Source organism: Pseudomonas sp. B21-041 (genome assembly GCF_024748675.1).
GTDB classification, from domain to species: Bacteria; Pseudomonadota; Gammaproteobacteria; order Pseudomonadales; family Pseudomonadaceae; genus Aquipseudomonas; species Aquipseudomonas neuropathica.
Window position 1 is genome coordinate 6,229,742 of sequence record NZ_CP087175.1, and the last position, 26,831, is coordinate 6,256,572.

General features: G+C 59.2%; 26 protein-coding genes. 12 read left to right on the plus strand and 14 right to left on the minus strand.

Annotated features, from left to right (window positions below):
• Positions 1–12 precede the first annotated feature (12 nt).
• From gmk to LOY43_RS27900, 5 genes are all read left to right on the plus strand, one after another.
• Positions 13–633, plus strand: a complete 621-nt coding sequence (gene gmk, locus LOY43_RS27880) for a guanylate kinase (RefSeq protein WP_008078609.1) — start codon at positions 13–15, stop codon at positions 631–633.
• A gap of 167 nt (positions 634–800) precedes the next feature.
• Positions 801–1,064 (plus strand): DNA-directed RNA polymerase subunit omega, encoded by a 264-nt coding sequence (gene rpoZ, locus LOY43_RS27885; protein ID WP_008030604.1) that lies wholly within the window; start codon positions 801–803, stop codon positions 1,062–1,064.
• 57 nt (positions 1,065–1,121) lie between these two features.
• Positions 1,122–3,227: a bifunctional GTP diphosphokinase/guanosine-3',5'-bis pyrophosphate 3'-pyrophosphohydrolase gene (gene spoT, locus LOY43_RS27890; protein ID WP_007920338.1), complete on the plus strand. Its 2,106-nt coding sequence runs from the start codon at positions 1,122–1,124 to the stop codon at positions 3,225–3,227.
• A gap of 24 nt (positions 3,228–3,251) precedes the next feature.
• Positions 3,252–3,632, plus strand: a complete 381-nt coding sequence (locus LOY43_RS27895; RefSeq protein ID WP_003229509.1) for a RidA family protein — start codon at positions 3,252–3,254, stop codon at positions 3,630–3,632.
• A gap of 68 nt (positions 3,633–3,700) precedes the next feature.
• Entirely contained in the window at positions 3,701–4,441 is a 741-nt protein-coding gene (locus LOY43_RS27900; RefSeq protein ID WP_095049323.1) for a hypothetical protein, read from the plus strand.
• 139 nt (positions 4,442–4,580) lie between these two features.
• Here the strand turns inward: LOY43_RS27900 and LOY43_RS27905 are convergent, their stop codons facing one another.
• Positions 4,581–5,438, minus strand: coding sequence for an SDR family oxidoreductase (locus tag LOY43_RS27905; RefSeq protein WP_258708983.1), 858 nt, complete (start codon positions 5,436–5,438; stop codon positions 4,581–4,583).
• A gap of 188 nt (positions 5,439–5,626) precedes the next feature.
• Here LOY43_RS27905 and exbB point away from each other — a divergent pair, with 188 nt between their 5' ends.
• The 6 genes from exbB (at position 5,627) to LOY43_RS27935 (ending at position 12,442) form a co-directional block, all read left to right on the plus strand.
• Positions 5,627–6,586, plus strand: a complete 960-nt coding sequence (gene exbB / locus LOY43_RS27910) for a tonB-system energizer ExbB (RefSeq protein ID WP_095049321.1) — start codon at positions 5,627–5,629, stop codon at positions 6,584–6,586.
• Positions 6,587–6,592: 6 nt separating this feature from the next.
• Positions 6,593–7,021, plus strand: coding sequence for a TonB system transport protein ExbD (gene exbD / locus LOY43_RS27915; protein ID WP_053125060.1), 429 nt, complete (start codon positions 6,593–6,595; stop codon positions 7,019–7,021).
• Positions 7,018–7,764, plus strand: coding sequence for an energy transducer TonB (locus tag LOY43_RS27920; RefSeq protein ID WP_127930238.1), 747 nt, complete (start codon positions 7,018–7,020; stop codon positions 7,762–7,764). Before exbD ends, LOY43_RS27920 begins: the two co-directional genes overlap by 4 nt.
• Positions 7,765–7,947: 183 nt before the next feature.
• A complete protein-coding gene (locus LOY43_RS27925; protein WP_007920331.1) occupies positions 7,948–8,877 on the plus strand; it encodes a hydrogen peroxide-inducible genes activator in 930 nt (309 codons plus the stop codon).
• 9 nt (positions 8,878–8,886) lie between these two features.
• On the plus strand, positions 8,887–10,962 hold the full coding sequence (gene recG / locus LOY43_RS27930) for an ATP-dependent DNA helicase RecG (protein ID WP_016985805.1): 2,076 nt from the start codon (positions 8,887–8,889) through the stop codon (positions 10,960–10,962).
• 79 nt (positions 10,963–11,041) lie between these two features.
• Positions 11,042–12,442 (plus strand): aminoacyl-tRNA deacylase and HDOD domain-containing protein, encoded by a 1,401-nt coding sequence (locus LOY43_RS27935; protein ID WP_123454661.1) that lies wholly within the window; start codon positions 11,042–11,044, stop codon positions 12,440–12,442.
• A gap of 64 nt (positions 12,443–12,506) precedes the next feature.
• On the opposite strand, the gene LOY43_RS27940 is transcribed toward LOY43_RS27935, so the two are convergent.
• Complete coding sequence (locus tag LOY43_RS27940) at positions 12,507–15,119, minus strand: hypothetical protein (RefSeq protein ID WP_258708984.1); 2,613 nt, start codon at positions 15,117–15,119, stop codon at positions 12,507–12,509.
• 192 nt (positions 15,120–15,311) lie between these two features.
• The gene (locus tag LOY43_RS27945) at positions 15,312–15,695 is read right to left on the minus strand and encodes a hypothetical protein (protein ID WP_007920327.1); all 384 of its coding nucleotides are present in this window, start codon (positions 15,693–15,695) and stop codon (positions 15,312–15,314) included.
• A gap of 431 nt (positions 15,696–16,126) precedes the next feature.
• On the opposite strand from LOY43_RS27945, the gene LOY43_RS27950 reads away from it, so the two are divergent.
• Entirely contained in the window at positions 16,127–16,489 is a 363-nt protein-coding gene (locus LOY43_RS27950; RefSeq protein WP_093429654.1) for a DUF6124 family protein, read from the plus strand.
• A gap of 56 nt (positions 16,490–16,545) precedes the next feature.
• Here LOY43_RS27950 and LOY43_RS27955 read toward each other — a convergent pair whose 3' ends face one another.
• The 11 genes from LOY43_RS27955 to LOY43_RS28005 all read right to left on the minus strand — a co-directional run bounded on the left by LOY43_RS27955 (position 16,546) and on the right by LOY43_RS28005 (position 26,821).
• Positions 16,546–17,646, minus strand: a complete 1,101-nt coding sequence (locus LOY43_RS27955; protein WP_258708985.1) for a hypothetical protein — start codon at positions 17,644–17,646, stop codon at positions 16,546–16,548.
• A gap of 84 nt (positions 17,647–17,730) precedes the next feature.
• On the minus strand, positions 17,731–18,162 hold the full coding sequence (locus LOY43_RS27960) for a hypothetical protein (protein WP_258708986.1): 432 nt from the start codon (positions 18,160–18,162) through the stop codon (positions 17,731–17,733).
• Positions 18,163–18,228: 66 nt separating this feature from the next.
• Positions 18,229–19,302, minus strand: coding sequence for a M48 family metallopeptidase (locus tag LOY43_RS27965; protein WP_258709950.1), 1,074 nt, complete (start codon positions 19,300–19,302; stop codon positions 18,229–18,231).
• A 2-nt stretch (positions 19,303–19,304) separates the two neighbouring features.
• Complete coding sequence (locus tag LOY43_RS27970) at positions 19,305–19,433, minus strand: hypothetical protein (RefSeq protein WP_256586220.1); 129 nt, start codon at positions 19,431–19,433, stop codon at positions 19,305–19,307.
• 38 nt (positions 19,434–19,471) lie between these two features.
• Positions 19,472–20,020: a hypothetical protein gene (locus tag LOY43_RS27975; protein WP_093429652.1), complete on the minus strand. Its 549-nt coding sequence runs from the start codon at positions 20,018–20,020 to the stop codon at positions 19,472–19,474.
• Positions 20,021–20,039: 19 nt separating this feature from the next.
• Entirely contained in the window at positions 20,040–20,411 is a 372-nt protein-coding gene (locus tag LOY43_RS27980) for a hypothetical protein (RefSeq protein WP_093429651.1), read from the minus strand.
• Positions 20,412–20,415: 4 nt separating this feature from the next.
• A complete protein-coding gene (locus tag LOY43_RS27985; RefSeq protein WP_258709951.1) occupies positions 20,416–20,871 on the minus strand; it encodes a hypothetical protein in 456 nt (151 codons plus the stop codon).
• A gap of 86 nt (positions 20,872–20,957) precedes the next feature.
• On the minus strand, positions 20,958–21,467 hold the full coding sequence (locus LOY43_RS27990; protein ID WP_258708987.1) for a hypothetical protein: 510 nt from the start codon (positions 21,465–21,467) through the stop codon (positions 20,958–20,960).
• Positions 21,464–23,914, minus strand: coding sequence for an alpha/beta fold hydrolase (locus tag LOY43_RS27995; protein ID WP_258708988.1), 2,451 nt, complete (start codon positions 23,912–23,914; stop codon positions 21,464–21,466). Before LOY43_RS27995 ends, LOY43_RS27990 begins: the two co-directional genes overlap by 4 nt.
• A 9-nt stretch (positions 23,915–23,923) precedes the next feature.
• Entirely contained in the window at positions 23,924–25,318 is a 1,395-nt protein-coding gene (locus tag LOY43_RS28000; RefSeq protein ID WP_258708989.1) for a TIGR01777 family oxidoreductase, read from the minus strand.
• A gap of 138 nt (positions 25,319–25,456) precedes the next feature.
• Entirely contained in the window at positions 25,457–26,821 is a 1,365-nt protein-coding gene (locus LOY43_RS28005; protein ID WP_258708990.1) for a lysozyme inhibitor LprI family protein, read from the minus strand.
• Positions 26,822–26,831 lie beyond the last annotated feature (10 nt).

The window sequence follows — 26,831 nt, forward strand, 5'->3', positions numbered from 1 at the left end:
GGCTACCCCGACATGACCCACAGCACCGGCACCCTGTACATCATTTCCGCGCCATCGGGCGCGGGCAAGAGCAGTCTGGTCAAGGCGTTGACCGATGCCATACCGGAAATTCGCGTTTCGGTTTCCCACACCACCCGCGCCATGCGTCCGGGTGAAGTGGACGGCGTGAACTATCACTTCGTGACCCGCGAAGAGTTCGTGAAGATGGGCGAGCATGGCGACTTCCTCGAACGCGCCGAAGTCTTCGGCAACTTCTACGGCACCTCGCAAAGCCGCCTGCAGCAGACGCTGGACGAAGGTCACGACCTGATTCTGGAAATCGACTGGCAAGGCGCCGAGCAAGTGCGCAAGCTGATGCCGCAAGCACGCTCGATCTTTATCCTGCCGCCGTCGCTTCAGGCCCTGCACCAACGCCTGACCAATCGCGGTCAGGACAGCGACGAGATCATTGACGGGCGGATGCGCGAAGCGGTCAGCGAGATGAGTCACTATGTCGAATACGACTACCTGATCATCAACGACGATTTTGCTCACGCACTGGACGATCTGAAGGCGATTTTCCGCGCCAATCAACTCCAGCAGAAACGCCAGCAAGTACGTTTCGGCAAATTGCTGGCCGAATTGCTCGGATAATCAGCACTTCCCAAAACAGCTGCAAGCGCTTTACATTGGTGCTTGCAGCGCGTTGAAGGGCTTGGTCAAAAAATCAGCGCTTCCCTATTCGCTGGTGATTTTTTAAACTGTTGAGTCCGCTCGCCCAACCGGGCAGCGCGCATATTGCATTCGCTCCGAGGAATACCATGGCCCGCGTAACCGTTGAAGACTGCCTAGAACACGTGGAAAACCGCTTTGAGCTGGTCATGCTCTCTACCAAGCGTGCCCGTCAACTGGCCACCGGCGGCAAAGAGCCATTGGTCCAGTGGGAAAACGACAAGCCGACTGTTGTCGCACTGCGTGAAATCGCTGAAGGCCTGATGAGCTACGAGTTCATCGCCGAGCAGGAAATCGTCCAGGATGAGCCGCTGTTTGCAGCGTTCGAGGACGAGTCCAACGAGGCCGTCTAAGCCTATGCCTGGTCGACGTAGCACGGCGCGGGATCACAGCTTACGGCAGGAATTATCATGCCGAGCATAGACGCCCTCGCCGATCGCTTATCGACCTACCTCGGCAACGACCAGGTCAACCTGGTCCGCCGAGCGTATTTCTACGCCGAACAAGCCCATGACGGTCAACGCCGTCGCAGCGGCGAGGCGTACGTCACGCATCCCCTTGCCGTGGCCAATATTCTTGCCGACATGCACATGGACCATCAGAGCCTGATGGCGGCGATGCTGCATGACGTGATCGAAGACACCGGTATCGCCAAAGAAGCGCTGCAAGCGCAGTTCGGTGAAACCGTGGCCGAACTGGTCGACGGGGTCAGCAAACTGACCCAGATGAACTTCGAGACCAAGGCCGAAGCCCAAGCCGAAAACTTCCAGAAAATGGCCATGGCCATGGCACGCGACATTCGCGTGATCCTGGTCAAACTCGCCGACCGCCTGCACAACATGCGCACGCTGGAAGTGCTGTCCGGCGAAAAGCGCCGACGCATCGCCAAGGAAACCCTGGAAATCTACGCGCCCATCGCCAACCGGCTGGGCATGCATGCCATTCGTATCGAATTTGAAGACCTTGGCTTCAAGGCCATGCACCCGATGCGTTCCGCGCGGATCTACCAAGCGGTCAAACGCGCCCGGGGCAACCGCAAGGAAATCGTCAACAAGATCGAAGAATCCCTCGGTCACTGCCTTGCCATCGACGGCATCCAGGGCGAAGTCAGCGGTCGTCAGAAACACCTCTACGGCATCTACAAGAAAATGCGCGGCAAGCGTCGGGCCTTCAACGAGATCATGGACGTCTATGCGTTCCGGATCATCGTCGACAAGGTCGATACCTGTTACCGCGTGCTGGGTGCTGTGCATAATTTGTACAAACCGTTGCCAGGGCGCTTCAAGGATTACATCGCGATTCCCAAGGCCAACGGCTATCAGTCGCTGCACACCACGCTGTTCGGCATGCATGGCGTGCCGATCGAAATCCAGATCCGCACCCGCGAAATGGAAGAGATGGCCAACAACGGCATCGCCGCCCATTGGCTGTACAAATCCAGCGGTGACGAGCAGCCAAAAGGCACTCACGCCCGCGCCCGTCAGTGGGTCAAAGGCGTGCTGGAGATGCAGCAACGTGCCGGCAACTCGCTGGAATTCATCGAGAGCGTGAAGATCGACCTGTTCCCGGACGAGGTCTACGTGTTCACGCCAAAAGGCCGGATCATGGAGCTGCCGAAAGGCTCCACGGCGGTCGACTTTGCCTACGCGGTGCACACCGATGTCGGCAACAGCTGCATAGCCTGCCGGATCAACCGCCGTCTCGCACCGCTGTCCGAACCACTGCAAAGCGGCTCCACAGTCGAGATCGTCAGCGCCCCGGGCGCACGGCCAAACCCGGCGTGGCTCAATTTCGTCGTCACCGGCAAGGCACGCACGCACATCCGCCATGCGCTGAAACTGCAACGTCGCTCCGAGTCCATCAGCCTCGGCGAACGCCTGCTGAACAAGGTGCTCAACGGTTTCGACAGTTCGCTGGAGAAGATCCCGGCCGAACGCGTCAAGGCGATGCTCACCGAGTACCGCCTCGAACTGATCGAAGACCTGCTCGAAGACATCGGCCTCGGCAACCGCATGGCCTATGTGGTCGCCCGCCGCCTGCTCGGCGAAGGCGAACAGTTGCCAAGCCCGGAAGGTCCGCTGGCGATTCGCGGCACCGAAGGTCTGGTGCTGAGCTACGCCAAGTGCTGCACGCCGATCCCAGGCGACCCGATCGTCGGGCACCTGTCGGCGGGCAAAGGCATGGTCGTGCACCTGGACAACTGCCGCAACATCAGTGAAATCAGGCACAACCCGGAAAAATGCATCCAGCTCTCGTGGGCCAAGGATGTCACCGGCGAATTCAACGTCGAACTGCGCGTCGAGCTGGAACACCAGCGCGGCCTGATTGCCCTGCTGGCCAGCAGCGTCAACGCAGCCGACGGCAATATCGAGAAAATCAGCATGGACGAACGCGATGGTCGCATCAGCGTGGTCCAGTTGGTGGTCAGCGTTCACGACCGTGTGCACCTGGCCCGCGTGATCAAGAAACTGCGCGCCTTGACCGGGGTGATCCGCATCACCCGCATGCGTGCATAACCTGCCTATTACAAGGAGTCATATATGACCAAAACCGTAATCACCAGCGACAAGGCCCCGGCCGCCATCGGTACTTACTCCCAGGCGATCAAGGCAGGCAACACCGTTTACATGTCGGGCCAGATTCCTCTGGACCCAAAAACCATGGAACTGGTTGAAGGCTTCGAAGCCCAGACCGTCCAGGTGTTCGAGAACCTCAAAGCCGTGGCTGAAGCCGCTGGCGGCTCGTTCAAGGACATCGTCAAACTGAATATCTTCCTCACCGACCTGAGCCACTTCGCCAAGGTCAACGAGATCATGGGCAAGTACTTCGACCAGCCATACCCGGCCCGCGCCGCCATCGGCGTGGCTGCCCTGCCAAAGGGTTCGCAGGTTGAAATGGATGCCATTCTGGTCATCGAGTGATGCGCACGGCGCGGCCTCCAAAGCCGCGCCGACTGCTCTGCAAGAAAAGGTTTTGAAAGGATTCCACCATGCGCAAAGCGCTAGCTCTCCCGCTGCTCGCCATTTTCCTCGGCGGCTGCGCCAGCAACCCTGCCGACCGTGACATCAGTGGCACCTGGATCAATCAGGTGGCGATCGATGCCGCAGCCAAGGGCGGCCCCCTGCGCGAAGCGCTTCAGGCCTACGGCCCGAACCTGGAATGGGACGTCAACACCAAGGCCAGTCAGGCCCGCTACACCAACGGTTTTGAGAACGTCGAAGGACGGCTGCTGGGTGAACAGTCCGGCGCCTGGAAAGTCGACTTCTATGGCAGCTCCGCCAGTGAGCTGAAACGCGACGGCGGGCAACTGCAGCAAGCCGCCAGCGATAACGAACCGGAGCAGGTTTTCGACCGTGCACAGATTCCGGTGCCGGAAGGCGCACCGATCGGTGCCAGTTTCGAACGTGCACTGTATTCCGCCTACATGGGCGGCAACTGGACAATCGCCAGCGGTCAGGGCGAAGGCGGCACCGTGCAGTTTCAGGCTGACGGCCAGGTCTCCGGGCTGCCAGGAGCCGACCGTTATGCCTTGTGCCTGGCAGGTGATTGCGCGTCGATGAGTAGCACCAACGACAACATGTGGTTGCAGCTCAACGGTCAGGGCAATGCCTACATCTTTGCGCGCAAGGGCAAGGAACTGGAGATTTTCCAGGCCGTGAACACGGCGCTGGCAGATGAAATGCCGCAGTACACGCCGGGCGAGCGCAAGTGGTTGCTGGAGAAGCAGTAACCCGCTTCTGAAACCGCTGAAGATCAAATGTGGGAGCGAGCCTGCTCGCGAAAGCAGTGTGTCAGTCAAAATAATATTGCCTGATACACCGCTTTCGCGAGCAGGCTCGCTCCCACAGTTGTTTTGTGTTGTTAGAAAGTCAGCATTTACCTTCGAGGATCGCGGCATAGCCCTCGCGGTAACTTGGGTACGTTGGCGTCCAGCCCAACGCTTTAGCCCGGGCATTGCTGCAACGCTTGCTGCCCGTGCGCCGAACGCTCGCGTCTTCCGACCATTCGGTAACGCCCAGATACTCACGCAACCAGCCCACTACCTCGGCCAAGGGTGCCGGCGCGTCGTCGACGCCGATGTAGAAATCCTCCAGCTTCACGCCCTGCCGATCTCTCTCCAACAGGAACGCCAGCAACCCTGCCGCGTCGTCAGCATGAATCCGGTTGCCATACAGCGGCGGCTCGACCGCCACGCGATAGCCGCGACGCACTTGAGTCAGCAGCCACTCGCGGCCCGGTCCATAGATCCCGGTCAAACGCAGAATGCTTGCCGGAATACCGCTGTTGAGCGCGACCTGCTCAGCCTCCAGCATCAATCGCCCGGAATAACCGGCAGCGATGGTCTCTGAGTTCTCATCGACCCACTCACCCTCCTGCTGCCCATACACACTGCTGCTGGAGACGAAGATCAGCCGCTCAGGCACCTGCCCATAGTCGTCGAGCCAGCTCAGGACATTCTGCAAACCCTGCACATAAGCCGCGCGATAACCGGCCTCATCGTGATCAGTCGCTGCAGCGCAATACACCAGATAGTCCACGGCACCCACCGGCCAGGTCGCCGGGCAGTCCTCATTGAACAAGTCGCCGGCAACGCCAATCACCCCGTCGGGCAGCTTCGAAACATCCCGGCGCAAGCCATGAACTTCCCAACCAGCCGCCAGCAATTGCCTGGCCAGACGACTGCCGACATCACCACAACCGGCAATCAAAACAGAAGGCGCGGACATCAAAAAACTCCTATCGGAAAGACACAGACTAGCGCTGGCAAAGGACGGGCGGCTAGCAATGAAGGAAAAAAAGATACTCTATTACTTTTGTTAACAAGAATTACTTGCAATAATGCACCTCACTTTTGTTCTCGGCCTCACGAGGCCTGGAAGAGCATCAACGTTTTTCTATCTCAGGTCCGGCCAGCATGACACGCAATCAAATCCCCGCTTCGCCAACCAATCGACCTCGCGCCTGGAGCGCGCTGGCGGCTCTGCTGCTCAGCATGATGCTGGCACCGACCGCCGCGTTCGCCGACGCACAAGCGCCAGCTACCCCGGCCGCGACCGAACAGCACGCAGCGGCCGCCAACGCGCCTGCCGCTGCTCCCGCTGCCACTGATCCAGTGCAAGCGGTAGACGCTGCCGACGTACCTGAAGTTCTCGAAGCCGACAACAGCCTGGGCATGGCCCACGACCTGTCGCCGTGGGGCATGTACCAGAACGCCGACATCATCGTGAAAATCGTGATGATCGGTCTGGCCATCGCTTCCATCATCACCTGGACCATCTGGATCGCCAAAGGCTTCGAGCTGATGGGCGCCAAGCGTCGCCTGCGTGGCGAGATCGCCGCCCTGAAGAAAGCCACCACCCTTAAAGAAGCCAGTACCACTGCCGGCAAGGAAGGCACCCTCGCCAACCTGCTGGTGCACGACGCCCTCGAAGAGATGCGCCTGTCGGTCAACAGCCGCGAGAAGGAAGGCATCAAGGAACGCGTCAGCTTCCGCCTCGAGCGTCTGGTAGCTGCCTGCGGTCGCAACATGAGCAGCGGCACTGGCGTCCTCGCCACCATCGGTTCCACCGCGCCGTTCGTCGGCCTGTTCGGTACCGTGTGGGGCATCATGAACTCCTTTATCGGCATCGCCAAAACCCAGACCACCAACCTTGCTGTCGTAGCGCCCGGTATTGCTGAAGCACTGCTGGCCACTGCATTGGGCCTGGTTGCGGCGATTCCTGCGGTAGTGATCTACAACGTCTTCGCCCGTTCCATCGCCGGTTACAAGGCGCAGGTTTCCGACGCGTCGGCAGAAGTTCTGCTGCTGGTCAGCCGCGACCTCGATCACCAGCCTGAGCGCAGCTCGCAACCGCACATGGTGAAAGTGGGGTAATCGGCCATGGGCCTGCATTTGAAAGAAGGCGCAGACGACGATCTGGCCGAGAACCACGAAATCAACGTCACGCCGTTCATCGACGTGATGCTGGTGCTGTTGATCATCTTCATGGTGGCCGCTCCATTGGCCACCGTGGACATCAAAGTCGACCTGCCCGCCTCGACCGCCAAACCGGCGCCGCGGCCAGAGAAACCGGTGTTCCTCAGCGTCAAGGCTGACCAGCGCCTGTTCCTCGGCGAAGACGAAGTGAAGCCCGAAGCACTGGGCGCCACCCTCGACGCCAGAACCAAGGGCAAGAAAGACACCACCATCTTCTTCCAGGCCGATAAAGGCGTGGATTACGGCGACCTGATGAGCGTGATGGATAACCTGCGCTCCGCCGGTTACCTGAAGGTCGGTCTGGTCGGACTTGAGACGGCAGCCAAGAAATGATCACGACGCGCCATAAGCTGACGCGTTACAGCGGTAGCCTGGCCGTGGTGCTGGGCGTTCACGCGCTGGCCATCGCGCTGGCGCTGAACTGGACCGCCCGCCCGCCCATCGAATTGCCGCCGCAGGCAATGATGGTCGAGCTGGCCCCGGTTCCGGCCCCGCCACCGCCTGCTCCGCCGAAAGTCGTCACACCGCCGCAGCCACCGGCTCCGGTGGAAGAGTTGCCGATTCCGAAGCTGGCCGAAGCACCGAAAGCTGAAATCGCGGTGCAGAAACCCAAGCCGAAGCCAAAGCCTAAACCGCCGAAGCCGGTTGAGAAGAAGCTGCCCGATCCACCGAAGGAAAAACCTTCCGAGGAGAAACCGGCTGACACTCAACCGACTCAGGCACCGACGGAGAAATCCGCCCAGCCTGCACCGGGTCCGTCGCCGGCACAGTTGGCAGCCAAGGCCAGCTGGCAAGGCACCCTGCTCGCGCATTTGGCCAAGTACAAAAAGTACCCGCAAAGTGCACAGGCACGGGGCAAGGAAGGCTTGAACCGCCTGCGCTTCGTAGTGGATGCCGAAGGTAATGTGCTGTCGTTCGAACTGGTGGGCCGCTCGGGCAACGCCGATCTGGACCGGGCCACCCTGGAAATGATCCGCCGCGCGCAGCCGCTGCCCAAGCCACCGGCCGACATGCTGAACAATGGCTCGATTGAAATTGTGGCGCCGTTTGTTTACTCCCTCGAACGCCGCCGCTAAGTAGCAAGATCAAAAGATCGCAGCCTCCGGCAGCTCCTACAAAGGATCGCATTCCAATGTAGGAGCTGCCGAAGGCTGCGATCTTTTGCTTTTTGCCATAGTCGCATTCCACACTCAGTCTGATAACGTGCGTCTATCGATTGCAGCCGGTATGCTTGGCCCGCATCTTCATGGACGCTTGCTATGACCCTCACAGAATTACGCTACATCGTTACCCTCGCCCAAGAGCAGCATTTCGGCCACGCCGCCGAACGTTGCCACGTCAGCCAGCCGACCTTGTCGGTGGGCGTGAAAAAGCTTGAAGACGAACTCGGTGTGCTGATTTTCGAGCGCAGCAAAAGCGCCGTGCGCCTGACCCCGGTCGGCGAAGGCATCGTCGCCCAGGCGCAGAAAGTCCTCGAGCAAGCGCAAGGCATCCGCGAACTGGCCCAGGCCGGCAAGAACCAGCTGACCGCGCCGCTGAAAGTCGGCGCGATCTACACCGTCGGCCCGTACCTGTTCCCACACCTGATTCCGCAACTGCACCGGGTCGCCCCGCAGATGCCGTTGTACATCGAAGAAAACTTCACCCACGTGCTGCGCGACAAACTGCGCAACGGCGAGCTCGACGCGATCATCATCGCCCTGCCGTTCAACGAAGCCGACGTGCTGACCCTGCCGCTCTACGACGAGCCGTTCTACGTCTTGATGCCGGCCCAGCACCCGTGGACGCAAAAAGAAACCATCGACGCCGGCCTGCTCAACGACAAGAGCCTGCTGCTGCTCGGCGAAGGCCACTGCTTCCGCGACCAAGTGCTGGAAGCCTGCCCGACCCTGACCAAGGGCAACGATGGCGCCAAGCACACCACGGTTGAATCCAGCTCGCTGGAAACCATCCGCCACATGGTCGCGTCCGGTCTGGGCATCTCGATCCTGCCGCTGTCGGCGGTCGACAGCCATCACTACGCCCCCGGCGTGATCGAAGTGCGCCCACTGTCGCCGCCGGTGCCGTTCCGCACCGTGGCCATTGCCTGGCGCGCGAGCTTCCCACGGCCGAAAGCCATCGAGATCCTCGCCGACTCCATTCGCCTGTGTTCGGTGGCCAAGCCAGCGGCACCGGTTACAGCCGGTTAAGCGAGCGTCATGACGGAGCTGTCGCAAGTGTCGGTGACGGCACTCAAGGGTGTCGGCGAAGCCATGGCCGAGAAACTGGCCAAGGTCGGTCTTGAGAACCTTCAGGACGTGCTGTTTCACCTGCCGCTGCGTTATCAGGATCGCACCCGCGTGGTGCCGATCGGCGCGCTGCGGCCGGGGCAGGACGCCGTGGTCGAAGGCACCGTCAGCGGCGCCGACGTGGTCATGGGCCGCCGGCGCAGCCTCGTCGTGCGTTTGCAGGACGGCACCGGCGGTCTCAGTCTGCGCTTCTACCATTTCAGCAACGCGCAGAAAGAAGGCCTCAAGCGCGGCACGCGGGTTCGCTGCTACGGCGAAGCCCGGCCCGGTGCGTCCGGCCTGGAAATCTACCACCCGGAGTACCGCGCCATCACCGGTGACGAACCGCCGCCAGTAGATGAAACCCTGACCCCGGTCTACCCGCTCACCGAAGGCCTGACCCAAGCGCGTCTGCGCCAGTTGTGCCTGCAGACGCTGACAATGCTTAAGCCAGACACCTTGCCCGACTGGCTGCCAACCGAACTGGCCCGCGACTACCAACTGGCGCCACTGGCCGATGCGATCCGCTACCTGCACAACCCGCCCGCCGATGCCGACGTCGACGAACTCGCCCTCGGCCATCACTGGGCCCAGCATCGTCTGGCCTTCGAAGAACTGCTGACGCACCAACTGTCGCAACAACGCCTGCGCGAAAGCATGCGTTCGCTGCGCGCGCCAGCGATGCCGAAAGCGAAAAAGCTGCCGCCGAAATACCTGGCCAACCTCGGTTTCAACCCGACCGGCGCGCAACAGCGCGTCGGTAACGAAATCGCCTACGACCTCAGCCAGCACGAACCGATGCTGCGGTTGATTCAGGGCGACGTCGGCGCGGGTAAAACTGTGGTCGCGGCTCTCGCTGCATTACAGGCGCTGGAGGCCGGTTATCAAGTCGCGCTGATGGCGCCGACCGAGATCCTCGCCGAACAGCACTTCATCACCTTCAAGCGCTGGCTCGAACCGCTGGGCATTGAAGTCGCGTGGCTGGCCGGCAAGCTCAAGGGCAAGAACCGCGTCGCCGCGCTGGAGCAGATCGCCAGCGGCACGCCGATGGTGGTCGGTACCCACGCGCTGTTCCAGGACGAAGTGCAGTTCAAGAACCTCGCGCTGGTGATCATCGACGAACAACACCGCTTCGGCGTGCAGCAGCGTCTGGCGCTGCGGCAGAAAGGCGTCGGCGGGCGCATGTGCCCGCATCAACTGATCATGACTGCCACGCCGATTCCGCGGACGCTGGCGATGAGCGCCTACGCCGACCTCGACACCTCGATCCTCGACGAACTGCCACCCGGACGAACGCCGGTTAACACCGTGCTGGTCACCGACACCCGTCGCGTCGAAGTCATCGAACGCGTGCGCGGTGCCTGCGCCGAGGGCCGTCAGGCCTATTGGGTGTGCACGCTGATTGAAGAATCCGAAGAGCTGACCTGTCAGGCCGCCGAAACCACGTTTGAAGACCTCACACTTGCCCTCGGCGAACTGAAAGTCGGGCTGATTCACGGGCGCATGAAGCCCGTCGAGAAGGCCGCCGTCATGGCCGAGTTCAAGGCCGGCAACCTGCAACTGCTGGTCGCCACCACGGTGATCGAAGTCGGCGTCGACGTGCCCAACGCCAGCCTGATGATCATCGAAAACCCCGAGCGCCTCGGTCTCGCGCAACTGCACCAGTTGCGCGGCCGCGTTGGCCGGGGCAGCGCCGCCAGCCATTGCGTGCTCCTCTACCATCCGCCGCTGTCGCAGATCGGTCGCCAGCGCCTGGGCATCATGCGCGAAACCAACGACGGTTTCGTCATCGCCGAAAAAGACCTCGAACTGCGCGGCCCCGGGGAAATGCTCGGCACCCGCCAGACCGGTCTGCTGCAATTCAAAGTCGCCGACCTGATGCGCGACGCCGACCTGCTGCCCGCCGTCCGCGACGCCGCGCAAGCCTTGCTGGAACGCTGGCCAACCCACGTCAGCCCATTACTCGATCGCTGGTTGCGTCACGGGCAGCAATACGGCCAAGTGTGAGCACCGTCGCAGTTTCTGAACCCTCGTTCCAACCAAGCTGGTTATACTCCTGCCATTGTTTCAAAAACGGATACAGACCATGACCGAAGCTGCTCTCGCCCCCGAATCTCCGCACGCTCCGTCTGTTATTCGGCTGCTGCTCAACAAGCTGGGCGTTGCCTACGAAGAAGTGCTCGACCACCATGGCCTCAATGCTTCGCGCAAAGTGCAAGCCGTGTTGCTGGACGACGCGGTCGGTGCGCTGATGGTGCTGTTTCCTCAGAGCCAGTTGCTGGATCTCAATCGCCTCGCCGAACTGACTGGCCGTCGTCTGACCGCCGTCTCGACCGAGCGCCTGGAAAAGATGCTCGGCAAACACAGCCTGAGCCTGCTGCCAGGCCTGCCGGCGCTGACCAGTTCGCCGTGCCTCTACGAAGAAAGCCTGCTGCGCGAGCCGAAGTTGCTGATCAACTCCGGCGAGCCGGGCCTGCTGCTGGAAATCGCCAGCGAAGACTTCAAGACCATGCTGACCAAGGCCAGCGCCGCCAACTTCGGCGAAGCCCTGAGCAGCATCCGCCCGAACCTCGACCGCCCGGACGATGACCGCGAGGAAATCACCCAGGCCGTGCAAGCGTTCACCGCGCGGCGCATTCAGCAGCGTCTGGAAGCGACCATCGAGATTCCGCCGCTGGCCGAAACCGCGCAAAAAATCATCAAACTGCGCGTCGACCCCAACGCCACCATCGACGACATCACTGGCGTCGTGGAAACCGACCCGGCGCTGGCCGCGCAAGTGGTGAGCTGGGCGGCATCGCCGTACTACGCCTCGCCGGGCAAGATCCGTTCGGTGGAAGACGCGATCGTTCGCGTACTCGGCTTCGATCTGGTGATCAACCTCGCGCTGGGCCTGGCCCTCGGCAAGACCCTGAGCCTGCCGAAAGACCATCCGCAGCAAACCACGCCGTACTGGCAGCAGTCGATCTACACCGCCGCCGTCATCGAAGGTCTGACCCGTGCCATGCCGCGCGCCCAGCGCCCGGAAGCCGGCCTGACGTATCTGGCCGGTCTGCTGCATAACTTCGGTTACCTGCTGCTGGCCCACGTCTTTCCGCCGCACTTCTCGCTGATCTGCCGCCACCTGGAGGTCAACCCGCACCTGTGCCACAGCTACATCGAGCAACATCTGCTCGGTATCAGCCGTGAACAGATCGGCTCGTGGCTGATGCGCTACTGGGACATGCCGGATGAGCTGGCCACCGCCCTGCGCTTCCAGCACGACCCAAGCTACGACGGCGCCTACGCCGAATACCCGAACCTCGTCTGCCTGGCCGTGCGCTTGCTGCGCAGCCGCGGGATTGGCTCTGGCCCGGATGAAGATATTCCGGATGCGTTGCTTGAACGTGTGGGCCTGACTCGCGACAAAGCCAACGACGTCGTCAGCAAAGTCCTCGAAGCCGAAGTGCTGCTGCGTGAACTGGCCTCGCAGTTCAGCCAGGCCTGAATGCAAAGCGGGCAAGCGACCTCCAGTTGGAGCGACGCTTGCCCGCGATGGGCCAACCTGCGGCTTAAGCCGACTTGTCCAGGTAACGGATCACCCAGCCTTTATCGTACCCAGAGTCGGTGAAATACACTCCGCCCACCACGATGCGCCCATCGTCCATTACCGCCATGCCGTGGGGGTATTCGAAACCCGCGCTTTCATTGAAAACGGTAAATCCCGAACCAAAGAAAGAGGAGTCTGGAGAACCATCCGCCAGAAAGCGTGCGGTGACCGCGCTGAGATTCTCATCAAGCGCGCCAGTGCCACTGTTACCGCAAACGATGACTGAACCGTCCGTACGCGGCACGCAATGCAACCATCTGACGCCTTGGGACACAGGTGACGAAATCAGTGGTTGACCATCATTGAACACCCGATTGTAGGAGCCGCTGAGATTGAGCACCGCAATCAAGCCCTGAGAGACGCCCTCCACCGCCGCACCGCCGGCCACAACAATCTTGTCGTCGACGATTGCCGCAACGTCCAGGCTTATCCATTGATCGTGGGGCACGTCCACCGCGCCTTTGATTCCAAAACCTGTGTCAACCTTACCCGTAGCGTTGAAACGAGTAACGAAGGCGCCATGCGCACTCACCGCAAAGTAATTGCCGCAGATCACCACGGCGCCGTCAGCCTGGGTCGCGGCCGCTTGCGCAACGATGTCCAAAGGCGAAATATCTGCAAGCTCTACGAACGCAAAGCCCGTGTCGTTGAAGGTCGTATCGGGTGAGCCATTCGGCTCGAACCTCAGAACGATACCTTTTGTCCGGCCGGAAGCATCCTCAACGTTACTGACCACGACGATTTTTTCGTCCAGTTGTTGAGCGACCATCCCTGCTGCGCCAGCCCCTGCGGCACCGCTGGCAGACGCTTGCACCACCCCGGTATATCCGCCGCCGCCCATCTTCGCGTAGGGAAGATAGAGCACACCTTGTTCCCCGAAAGACGTCTGCAGTTGGCCGTCCTCGCGCTGTCTGACCAGCACCAGACCCGTCGAGTTATTCGCGCCCTCTTCCGTGTACTGAGCACGAACCAGCCAGCCGCCATCGCTCAGCGGTGTAAACCCGAGGATCCGGCTCATGTAAAAATTTTCTTTCAGCCTGATCTCGACGTAGCCGGAGCCTTCTCCACCGAAAGCTGAGTCGAGAACACCGTCTTCAAGCAGACGAACGATCCGCGTAGGCGCACCGGGCGTTGAAAGGCGAACGGCAACCAACAATTTGTTTTGCGGCAGCGCCAGCAGCGCCCTGACGTCATATCCCGAGAATTCCGGGAATGGAAATCTGAGGATGCCACCGTCGCCGAAGGTCGGATCGTTATTCAAGGATGGCGTGCCCGCCAGATAGCGCACGAAACGCCCAGGGACGTTGGGAAGATCAGAATGGACGGAGAGTTCGATGCACACCACGATCCGGCTGTCCCCCATGACGGCCAAACCTCGCGCAAAGGCTTCCCCTGCGCTGTCTTCAAACAGCGCATGCCCCGTACCGTTGAAAGCCGTATCCGGTTTTCCATCAGCAAGGAAGCGCGCCGTCACCATGGCTGATTCACCCTGACCGACAACAACGATCGAACCACCCACCTGTGAGGTGTGCGTCCATGCCAACCCTTTTAGTAACGGCGAAAACAGCGGCTTGCCACCATTGAACACAAGGTTGGCCGCGCCGCTGGTCGTGAATGCAGCGATCAACCCACCGTCGAGACCATTACGCAGAGCTTGGCCCGCGACGATAATCCTGCCATCGCCTTCACGTACCGAAATCGATTGCAGAAAACTCTCGCCTTCATCATCGGGCATCAACACGGCCACACCGTTGTTGAATTGACTGTCCGGCGCGCCACTTGCGTCCAGACGCGCCAGAAAAACTCCACGACCTCCCGATCCGTCCTGGTATGAACCGCAGACCAGCACCTTGCCATCGGCTTGAATGGTGATGCCGTAGACGTTATTCGATGTGGCGACATCCACAACCACATAGCCCGAACCGTTGAATGATTGATCGAGTGACCCATCCGCTAGCAGACGAATCACAACACCCGCCGGCAGTGGTGCATCATCAAAAAACACGAAATGGAGCAGGACGATTTTGCCATCCACCTGCCGGGCCGTTGATCGTGATGGGACGCGGGCAGTCTGTGAGGATCCGGTGTTCGGGTGACTTGCCTCACGCGGCACGCTAGCGGGATGGGGATTGCCGTAATGGGAGATAAACCGCATGCCGTTGGTGCCGAACGCGTCGTTCAGTTCACCGGTATTTTTCAGGCGGACCAGTGCAAGGCCAACGTCATTGGAGGTAGTCGAGGAATATTGAAGGTGTATCAGCCAACCATCATCCTCAAGCGCATCGAGACCGGATACATAGCTGATCCGAGCCCCTTCCAGCGCTATTTCAACAAAACCTCTGCGCGCCGGACCGAAGGTTTCGTCCAGCGAACCGTCGTCATTCAGCCTCGCAATGGCAACCGGGGCATTCGCTCCCGTTAAAGGTATCGCAACGAGTAATTTTGCATCGGGGAGCGCCAGGACCGCCGCCGCTTCGTCGCCCGCGATACCAGGTATCGGTAAGGTCAGCACGCCATCCTGAGCAAATGTCGGATCGAGAGACCTAGGGATCGAAATACTGTGTGTCTGCGTCATGAGCTTGCTCCATCAAGTCAGTTAAGTCCCTTAATGCCGGAACTGGAACTTGAGTAGAGCATCGCGCCTGTGCACGAAACACCTGATAGAAATGACAGTTCGGCTGTCTTTGCGAGCCTGAGTAATGGCCTTACAAGACAAGCGCACCGTTATTCAGTGCGCGTGCATGGATTTGTTCAAGTCAACGACTTCTTAAGCTTTAGCCTTCGCCTTTCTTGGTTTCAAATACTTCATCAACCCTTGAAACCACATCACTAGCGCAGGGTTGCCCTTAAGCTGGATCGACTTGTCCTGAATGCCCTGCATAAACGCCAACTGCTTGTTCTTCGCCTGCATCGTCGCAAAGCCATAACCGGCATCTTTAAACGCAATCGCAAACGCCGGCTCCGCCACCACGCCAGACTTGCTGGTGATGCGCTGATCCTTGACCACGAAATGCCGCGCCACTTTCCCATCCAGCGTCTGCAGCTGAAACACCAGATCCTTGTCACCCAACTGCTGCTGGAACGCAGGATTTGTCCGGCTGGCCTTACCCATCAACAAACCCATCATCCACAGAAGAAAACGAAATTTCATGCGCACAGCCTCAAAAGGAAAATGAACGGCCGGGGCAGTGTAAGGGATTCGGACGATAACGCCAGTATCTGACTCTGTTGGAGGATGATGCAGACTATTTCCCGCACGATGACCGCCAAGTCACGATTCAGCGCTCGCCGACTGATCGTCCCCACGCTCCGCGTGGGAATGCATCCCGAGACGCTCCGCGTCTCACCACTCACCTTTCCTACACCTGTTGAAACACATCCCTGTAGGAGCTGGCGAAGCCTGCGATCTTTTGATCTTCCGCCCCGCGAATCTATGGGAAATTTCCTGCAAAGTGCGGTGCTGCCCATGAACTAGGCGAGTTGGCTGGCTATAGATAGGCTTTGTGTGTCGCCGCAAAATCGGTGGCCGGATGTGCAAGTCCGAACTCGGGGAAATCAATTAACTGCTCAGGATTTACACCGATGACCGATGAAACATTCAGCGCGGAAGCAACCTCGCCCTACGAATCCCCCAATTCGAAGAAATTCCACGAAGCCGCCGAGCGCGCCCTCGACCACCATTTCAAACCAGCCGTCGATCCACACCCCAAACGCGAGAACGGCCTCTTCAAACTCTCCCCCGGCACCGACGCCGAAGCCCTCATGGCCAACGCCTCCGAAGACCTCCTGTCCATCAGCGTCATCGCCTGCGACCTCGCCGACGACCTCCACGGCTCCCGCCGCTCGGTGGCGCTGGCCCTGAGCAGAATGGCGGACGGGGTGAGATTGATGGTGGAAGGGACGCTCGACCAGATAGAAGTGCGAAGCGTGGCGGCCAAGCCGTAGCGGGATTTGCGGATGAAAAAAGGGGACGTTAAGTCCCCTTTTTGCAGCCGTCTTCGCTATCTAAAATCTTCAGCGCTTTTAGGTAGTGCCTCTATACCCTGCCGGGCAACCCGACTAACAAATGAATAACCACCCGCGCTGCAAGACTGCCGGAACACTACGCTGTCATCCTTGAGCACAGTCAGAAAACTCACAAACGCCTGATTAACGAGGTAGGTATACGGGCCCTTTTTGAATTTGATGTTGTTCAGGTTAACGCTGCCTTCCGACGCATCCACTACGAAGAACTTGCCCTTGGGAGGCACGTTTTTCTGCGGATAGAGCATTTCTATCTTTCCCGGAACACCGTAACGGTATTGAACATATCCCGCAGTGGGCTTGTTGTTCCCTTGCGCGCAAACAGAAACCGTTTTACCCCCCGTCAAAGGACAGCTGAAGTAGATGTCTTCTTCGGCGGAGCACAACGTTCCATCCTGCCCGCCCTGCAATGGCGCTGTTTCTTGCGAAACGCGTTCTGGTACTTGATTGGCGTCGGCGCAATTGGACAAACAAACCAGCTTTGAAAGATCCGGAACATCGCTTTCAGTAAACAGGTACGTCGCTGAACCGTCACGGTTGCGGGCGTGATAAACGGGAACACTGACGGCCAGCCCTTTGGCAGACACCGGCACCTCGGTGTCCCGACCGGAGACGACCCAGCCTTCGGCGTCCCCGCACAACGCCTCTAAAGCAGTTTCACTGAATGCGTCTTTCGTTGGCACTGCAAACGGATTGGCATCACCTCGGCATTCATAGCCATGCCAATACGCCTCCATTTCGGCAATGTGAATAGAAAAAATATATGCGCCGTGGAGCACCACTTTGCCGCTGTCATAGGTAAAAACCAGCCAACGACGCGACTTCGCCCGGGAGTAGTTTTCATTCTCCAGGATGTACCGGTCTCCATCTCGATACAGCCAGAAACCACTCATCACCCCTGCCGGCTCCGCCTCCTCGGAGAGACTTCGGCCGGACTTTGCGTCCACCAGAAAGTTGTCTTTCAGCGCCAACGCGCAACCGCTGTCGGCCTCCATGCAGGACTTGAGGGACGGAAACATTGGCGCCGCAGCCACAGAGAAAGAACACAGCAATAACGCGATCAAGACTATTTTTTTCAACTTGCCTCCCTGCATATGATTTACGGGCCTAATTGAATATGAAAAAAGGGACGTTAAGTTCCCCCTTCCTGAATATTCTCTGCCTCACCATTGGCAACCTATTTCAGGTTTCGAATCCATGTTGTAATCGTTTTCAAACGAATACTTCTTTGCGGATTTGTAATTCGTATACGACATCGCATCAACCCGGCCACCCTGAGTGACCATCTGATACTCACCTGTCAGTGCGCCATCAACTACTTCAACCCAAGTTGTCGTGTACTGGTAGGGCCGGCCATAGACCAGTTCCTCTTGTTCAGTATTGCGATGAACCAGGGTGATGGCCTTCTTCGACTTGCTGTACTTGACGCCAGCACCGCTCCACTTGGCGACAGAATCGTAATAGGTTCTGAACTCAAAATTTATGGGCTTGCCTTCGTGGGAGCGGAAGCAAAAAACTTCGGTCGTGACCTCGCTATGAGCCGCCAGAGGAACGAAAACGAGCAACGCGGAAAACAATGCAGTCGAAAATTTCAAACCGAACATTCCTTTAGCGGTTCATGGGTACAGAACACACAGTTACAGCAACTCAACGAGCTCTTGTCACGCCTCGGGCGCCACAGCGCTGCGCTCACCCACCCTCGCCGGGATTTTCGAAGCTTTTCCCGCTTCAGACATTCGCGATGCGTATTGCTTGTACGCCGCCACCGCCCGCTCTTTATCGTTCACGGCCCAATAACTGTCAGCGAGATTCAGGTAAGCAACCGTCCTGTTTGGGTGGTTGGCAATCACTGCATTGAGCAACTCAATCGACTCAGCGTAGTAACCCGCTTCGCCGAGTAGAAACCCGAGGTCGTTGGACCAGCCGGGACGCTGCGGGTAGTAGTACTTTGCGACGATATAGCTATCCGGGGGACAAGTGTCATGCGAGCCACCGCCCATCAACGCGTAGCTCATCGTATCCTTGAAGGAAGAGTCATCACCCTTTCGGTAGGCTGCCAGCGCCATATCCAGCAAATCAGCCGAATTGACGGTCATCAATTTCTTTCTAACGCCCTCAATACTGCCAGTACGAGCAACCCGCAGCTTCTGCAGCGCTTCACGCCCATCGAAAGAGGCGAGGGTGATCGGGCCCAATGTCTGCACCGGCAACTGCACTACGCTGACAAGCGACCGGTCACAGGAGTCGTTGTTCGCCACTTCCAGCAGAGCTTTCAGCTCAAACTGCTTTGAACCTCTGTTGAAGGCGAACAACAGGTTGAAGTTGTAAACCGCGTTATCTTCCTCGCTGGTTACCAGCGCGATGTAATCCCCTGCCGCAACGAACGGCTGCTTGACCACAGCTTCCTCAGCCTGCGGATCAATGACAGTCATGACGCCAGGGCGACCTCTGAGTACATGGACGCTGAATACACCCTGAAGCGCAGACGAGTACTGACTCTTGATCAGAGGCAGCGCCTTCGACGTATCGAGCAAGATGTCCTCGTCACGCGCTTGTTCCGGCGCAATCAACAACCGGTTGGAGGCCTCGTCCGCATCCCCTGCCAGAACAAATACGTTTTGCCGTGATGCATCACCCAGCAAGCTAGCCGGAATTTCCTTCAGGACTTGTGGGGCAGCGAGTGCGTATGAAGTGGTTAGCAGCCCAAGGCTCAACACGATAAAGCGGAAGAACATATTCACTGTTTCAGTCCCTGAATTTCAGATCGCTCAACGACGCGTTGCGGAATCTTCTGCGCTTTACCGGCGGCACTCATCGCGTCGCGGTACTCGCGGTAATAACGCTGCGCTTCTTCTTGCCGAGACATTGGTAGCGCTGAACAAACTGCCGATCATCAACACCCACTTAAGGCTGGCCATAGACGATCCTCTTCACCGCCGGGCTTTCTGACATTAACTGTCTCTTCGTAACGCCATAGGCCTTGATCAGTTCTTCCCGAGATCCCTTCGAGCCAAACGAGCGCTGGTTATTATCGAAGCTGTATTGCTCCAATCGCCCTGCTGTCGAGTAATACCCATGCCACTCCGCGCAGGCACCACAACCGCCATATCCGCCTATGGAAACAAGGCTGCCCTGGGTGCCTTCCACGCAATCCATCGCCACAACAACATTGCTCAGCATCTTCGTCTTCGCACCGTCGGAAGTGAGTTGTGAAACTTTGCTGATATCGCGACGAAGCACTTTGCCGCCGATGTTGATGGTTTGGTCAGAGCAAACCGGGATGACGTGGGTTTCCGCATCATCCACCGTCACCGATCGGCAAGACGACACCAACACCACTTCAACACCGCCACACTGCATGACATCGCGTTGGGTGTAAGCATCCGTCGGCGTGGCGAAGGCTGGGGAAGAGAACAACCATGCCAGGCTCCCGGCGAACAAAAGCTGATTCATTGAGAAATCCTTTTCGCCGTTAGCCGGCCTGTTGTTCCGCCAAGCACTTCGCATAGCCGTCCGCAAACTTGGCATCGAATGACAATGCCACTGGCTCCTCCAACTCCGCCGAGCTATTGAGCAATACACGGGTAGCCGGGGTGTATTTGATCCAGCCGATCGTGCCGGTGCCGTCGGTGTCGAAGAACAACTGAGCGCGCACTACTTCACCGTCGTCCTCGTCGATCAGCAGGTTGATCTTGTCCTTGCCGACATAACGAAACGGAAAATCGCTGCTCCTGACAAGCTCAGTAAGGTAGCCGTAGCAACTCCCTTCACTGGCAATCGCGGGCAGTGAATGAGGTAAAAGCGAAAGCGCAATCAGCACAGGCCGAATGAAAAACCGGTTCATCCACTCACTCCTCATCCATCGGCGACGATTCCACGTCGGTCATGCTCAGCAGCCGAAACTCATTGTTCACAAACTCGTAGTAACGATCCCGGTTACCACTTGCCAACGCATTCCCCTGCGCATCTTCTTCGCCGTCGAGCGTGATGCCGGAGACGATGATCAAGCGGCTGTCGGGCTGGTAGACCATGCCGAAGGTGCTGCCGTCGTAAGCATTCGGCAGACCGCCAACGACTTCCCCAGTCTGAGCGTCCAGCACTTCGCCACAAATCGCGCTGGCGCCACAGCCGAGCCTGTGCAGGATGTAATGGCCGGCGAAGTTGACCTTGCCTTTCAGGGCTTGCACCCGTGCCTGATCCATCATTGGGCTGCTGTTCTCTTGCGGCACCAGCTTATGGTTGGGGCCGGTGAAAACCGGCGTGACGGTGTAATCCTTGAAGGTTGGATCGGCAGCGAATGCCATGGATGCGGCAGCCAATATCAAGCTGCCGAGAAGAACTGAGAATCCTTTCACGTAGTAACTCCGTAAATGCAGTGGGGACCGTCGGCTTACTCAGACTGCCCTTCATAACGCTGTGTCTGCGGGTTGAATTGCCACAGATGTGGCCGGGTCATGGCCTTTTCACCCTTGTAGCGAATCCGCCCGCGCTTGTCCCTGATGTAGGAGTAGATCTCGATGTCCTTGAACTCACCTCCCCCCTTGGGTGGGCCGTCCAGAACTTTGACCCCGGCGAAGTAATCGCCGCCCGAATACCTCAAATAACCACGGCACTGGATCAGGAAGGCGAATGTGCTATCCATTGATGAGCCAATGCCGACGCGGGAATTGAAGATGAAGTCTTCGATGCCATCGCCATTTAGATCGCCGCGAAAAACCACGTGTCCCGGATCGATAGAAAATTCTTTTCCATCGAGACTGGAAAGTATGTCTTCCGGATGTTCACTGCTCTGCGACCATTGCGATAAGAAATATTTTGAGTCAGCTTCCTGATTGCAAACATCTGCTGCCATAACCGCTATCGGCAACCAGCTCACACATAACACCAGCAATCGTTTCACTTCGTATCCTTCGAATTGATCAACTCTAACCCACCATCCCGATACAACACCTCACACCCCAACCACGCCTGATCAACCTGCGGTATCACCGCCGAAGGCTTGCGCAGCTCCCGCAACAACGTCGAGCCATGCGACAAGCGTCCACCCATCCGTGCAATCACCGCCCGCGCGGTTTGGTAATGCGCATGCCGCCCGGGATCGAGGGTGTCTTCGAGCAAAATATCCTCGCCCAGAATGCCCTGCACTTGCCCCGGATAAATCATGAACCCGGTCGCCTGCTCCGCACCTTCGCGACCGTCCTGCCAGAAGCTGCCGTCGCGGGTGCGCACATCAGGATGCGGCGCAAACCAATGCTCGCGGTCCGCCAGTGGCATGGCGTGATGAAGCCGGAAGAAGATGCGCATGAGGTTGTCGCGATACCACTCGCGCACTTGCAGGTAGTAACCACGCAGGCCCGGCAGGCCTGTCGAATGGGCAAGACGGATCAGTCCTGACCATTGCGGGAATGGCTGTAGCGGCAGTTCGCTCGACGCGGGTCGAGGCGTGGCCGGATCGGTTTCCCAGGGCAATCGATGTGGACTGTTTTCCAGATTGTCGTAAGCGGTCGGCGGGCGACCCAGCCAATCACCGCCACTGCTAGCCAGCGCCGTGGCAATGCACAGATTGCCTTGCACCACGAATACGTAAAACCGGGTGAACCAGTCCGCGAGTTGTTGGCCATCGGCACCTTGGGCGACAAGTTCAGCCAGCTCCCGATCGAAGCGCTGCAAGCCATTTTCAAGGTTCAGCAAATGGCCGCAAGCCTTGCGTTGCATACGCCAAAACAACGGCAACGAACGCAACATCCTCAGCGGTTGCCACGGCAGATGCGGAGTCGCCCCGCCAACTTCACCGGCGTAGTTGCTGGCGCTGATGCCCCAGTCGGCCAGCCTAGCGAGAAACAAGTCATTGTTGATGTAGGACGCGCCGCCGAACACGGCAGTGAACGGCTCGTTGTCCTGCAACACCCGCGCATCCCAACGCGCCATGATTGCCGGGATACTCGCTGCCGCGCGGCGCTGGGCGTATTCCACCAGCACGCTCGGTTGCGGCGGCAGGATCTCGGCGATGTTGGCGGCAGTCAGGTGCCGGCGCCAGCCGTAGTCGCTGATCGGCCGGTATTGCAGCAGCCACAGTTGTGAGCCGTCCCAGGCCCATTCGACGTCGCCGGGCACGTAGTGGAACACGCGCAGTACGTCTTGCAGAAAACGCCAGAGCAGGTCTTCGGTCAAACCGTGGGACGGCGTGAACGTGCCGCTGCGCCAAGCATCACCGAGCCGCGAAAGCGTTGCTCGCGAGGGGCTGACGTGACCGTCGGCGAGCGATTCGAGATGGCCTTCCACCCACTCCAGTTCTACCGAGAGATGTCGCACGAAAGCTATCCCGGACACTACCGGCGTGATGAAGCGTTGCACCACCACTTCCTCGACGCCTTCGGCCGTCAGTTCGGCGATGCGTTTCGGCACATTGGCGGTCGGCTCGCGCAGATAGGTGGTGCTCAAACCGGCATTCGCCGAATCGGCCTGATCCTCGCCATAACTGGAGGAGCGCACCGCCCAGGTCACATCAGGTTGGGCGGCGAGAAACGTCGGCAGACGCGGATCGCTGCAATCGTTGAGCGTCAGTGCCGCCGGCACCGGTTGCCGCGCCAGTTCAGCCAGGCGCAAACGCCCGCCCTTGGTGTGCGCGACAAACCCGCGCTCGCCCGACTCCAGCCACTGCGCGAACTGCACGGGCGAGTCGATCCACGGGTAATGACCCCAACCAGGTTTCAGGCTGATGGTCAGATCAGCGCGGGCTAGAATCGCCGACCACGCCGCCGCTTGCTCGATGCCGAGCACCGCGTCCTGATCGCCCCAAACCAGCTCGACCGGATCGCTGATCCACTCCAGCAGTGGCAACGCGGTATCGGCGCGAATCAGATCCCAATGTGGCACAAACGCACGGCAGCGCGCATAGCCGGCGCCCATGCGCTGGTACTGCGCAGGCGTCCAGGTCTGGTTGGAAAACTTGCGCGCGAACAGCGTGGGCTTGTTCGACAGCAGCCAGTGGATGGTCTTGCGGATCGGCAGCGGTGACATCAGCGCCGGCAATCGACGCTGCCACAAAAATGCCCCAACCGGCGCCAACAGAACACTGCGCGAAAAGTGCCCGGGCCGACGTTGCAACGCGTGCAGCACCAGCAACGCATTGACCCCGACCGCCATGATCGCGCTGCCCTGCTGCGTCATCGCCAACAAGGTCTGCGCGTAGTCCGCCAGATCCTCGCAGGGTGGCAGCGGATTGGCGCCGAAGCCCGGCAGCTCCAGCGGCACCACGTCGTAGCGCTGGAAGTGCGGCAGTGCGTCGTCCCACCAATCGGCAGCGCTGCCATTGCCGGCCAGCAGGTACATCAACGGCTTGCTCATGGACGATCCTCAGGTCAGATCGCGCAGAGCGGCGTCGAGAGTTGGATAACGGAATGTGTAGCCGGCCTCGGTCAAACGCTGCGGTACCACGCGCTGACCGTCGAAGAACAACTGCGCCATCTCGCCTGCCAATGCGCGCACTGGCGCGGCGGGAATGTGCAACCACACCGGACGCTTGAGGACCTTACCGGCATGGGCGGCGAACGCCGCCTGACTAACCGTTTCGGGCGCGACCATGTTGTAGGTGCCACGCAGAGTGTCGTCGTCGAAAGCCCGCGCGATCACCTGAAGCACATCGTCGCGATGCACCCAGCTCATGATCTGCCGACCATCGCCCATGCGTCCGCCGAAGCCCAGGCGAAACGGAATCAGCAACGGCGTCAACGCACCGCCCGGGCCGAAGACCACGCCGAGGCGCAGCACCACCTGACGCACGCCAAATTCCGTAGCCGGTTGCGCGGCGGCTTCCCAGCGCGCGCAGAGTTCGGCCATGAAGCCGTCGCCCTTGCTGGCGTGTTCGTCGAGGCTTTCGCTGGCACCGCGTACGCCGTAGAAGCCGATGGCCGAGGCTTGAATCCACAGTGCTGGTTTTTGCTTTGTGTTCTTCAACCAAGTCATCAACGCTTCGGTGGTGCCGACTCGGCTGGCGAACAGTTGCGCTTGCCGCTTGGCATTCCAACGCGGGCCGGCGACGGGGGCGCCGGCGAGATTGATCACTACGTCGAAGGCTTCGTCATGACTGAGTTCGCTGAGCGAATGCACACAGCGGACGCGGCCGTTGAATAGATTGGCCGCGCTCAACGGATCGCGCGTCAGTACGCTGACCGAGTGGCCGGCGTCGAGTAATTGATTGACCAAGGCTTCACCGATAAAACCGGTGCCGCCGGTGATTAGCACTCGCTTGTAGGCGCCATCGGCAAACGGGTTGGATTGGCTCGGTGTCTTTACTGCAGGAGGCTTCCGGCGGTCATGCCGATACAGCCAGAACAACGGAGGCAACAACACCAGCAACGCAAAACCGTCGAGCCACAGGTGCGACCAGACCTGTTGTTGCGCTGAGAGCCACATGTCCTGCGGCGCCCATAACAGGATGCCGGCGATCAACCATCCCCACACTGCTGGAGCTTTCAAGCGATTGCCCAAGTGCACCAGCGCGAGCATGTACAACGAATAACTTTGCAGCGTCGCGCCGAACAGTGCGAGCCACCAGACTTGTTGTTCGTGGCCGGCGGCGGGTACTGCGTCGGCGCCCCAGAATGCCAATTCGAGAACTTGCAGATAGCCGTCGAGTAAACCGGAATGCCCGGCCCAGGTCAGGGTGAGTCCGGCGAGTATGTGCACGACTGCGGCGGCGTATAGCCAGAGCACTAACGCGGGGCGAAGCGAGGTCGAGGGGGCTGGCATTCCGTGTCCTGAGCGCATTCCTTGGGGGTGGGGAGTTTAAAGGAAAATCGCAGTCGTCAGACGCTCAAAAACTAAACGTTTTACCGGACGTATTCAGACTCAACGACTGCGAAAACGCATCAGACATGACCCGGCATTTCAGATGCAGTGACTGGCCTTGATAGGTTCAGCGCCCCGCGATCCCAATCGCCCCACGTTGAAGATGCCCAACTGATTACCTTTGTCAGCCGCCATCTGATAACAGGCTAACGCCCGCGACATATCCTTCGTTCCAAACTCGCCACCTTCAAAGGTCGAGGCCAGATAATTCATCGCATCAGCTGAGCCCATGGAAATAGCACGAATAACCTGCTCTTTTGCCTGCTCGGGATGGAGGCAAGGGCCGTTATAGTCAGTGGAGTTTCCTGAACAAAGAAACGTGGCATAGGCCAACGCGCCACTCGGTATTTTCGAGGCCGCTTTGAACAGCGCCTCAACCTTAGCGGTTTCCAACTGAGACGCCATTTGCGAAAGGCTTAGGCTTGCCGCCGACAGGCTCGCCTGTGCATCACCCGATTCTGCAGCACACACAAAATTTTCCAGCGACGCTTCAATCAACTCCACCGTCAGCGGGTATTGTTCAAGAAACCCCAGCCCACCCAACGCTTCGGCACGCTGATAACAGAAGTTCTCGGCGCGGCTCATTCCCGGGTTCTCTGTTGCGACAAGATCCTTCTCACTGATCGACCAATCCTCAATCCCCTCAAGCACCCAGCACGCCTGACGAGAGAAGTTGAAGATTTTCACATTGCTGTTACCCGCCCGTTTATCCACAACGTTGACGTGACTGTCGTCGACCTCTTCGATCTCGACTCCAGGTGTCTTGCCGGGCGTGATGGCGGCCATCAGCGGATAGTTGAAAGTAGCTCCACTGACTCCCGAGGTCGAAGGCTCAAAGGTACTTCGATCCTTTCCTGCTACCGGTTTCAACACCAGCGACTTGACCGTCATCGCAGTCAGACGGCGTTGTGATTCGCTGTTGGCGGAAAACGCAGTCAGAAAAGGCGCGAACTCCTCCGAGGGGCAAGCGTCGCTGGTGGGAGCCGTCGAAGCGCTCTCATCGGATGCAAGCGCAGGGACGATCTTGTCCAGATACGCCGAGCGCTCGCGACTCATTCTGGCGATGCACAAGTTGCTGACCGCCACGTAAGCAGGCTTACCCACCTCGATCTCGAATGCCTCCAATGGACAGTTCGCGTCGCGCAATTTCAACCACGCCCGTTGCGACTCTTTGACCTTCGCAGCGTACTCCGCGCCTAACGCCGGATCTGTTCGATAGTCAGACTCAAGCCGCGACATCAACTGCTTGTAGCTGACATTCAACTGCGCATCGGCAGCCTTCTTCGACGCCTCCGAGCAGGGCACCATTTCCAGGCTTGAGGTGACATTGCGGCAGTCGTCCTGCGCGTAGGCGGCTGAAGCCGGCAGCAGTACGGCCAGAAGGGTTAAAACAAAACGGTTCACTGTGTTCATC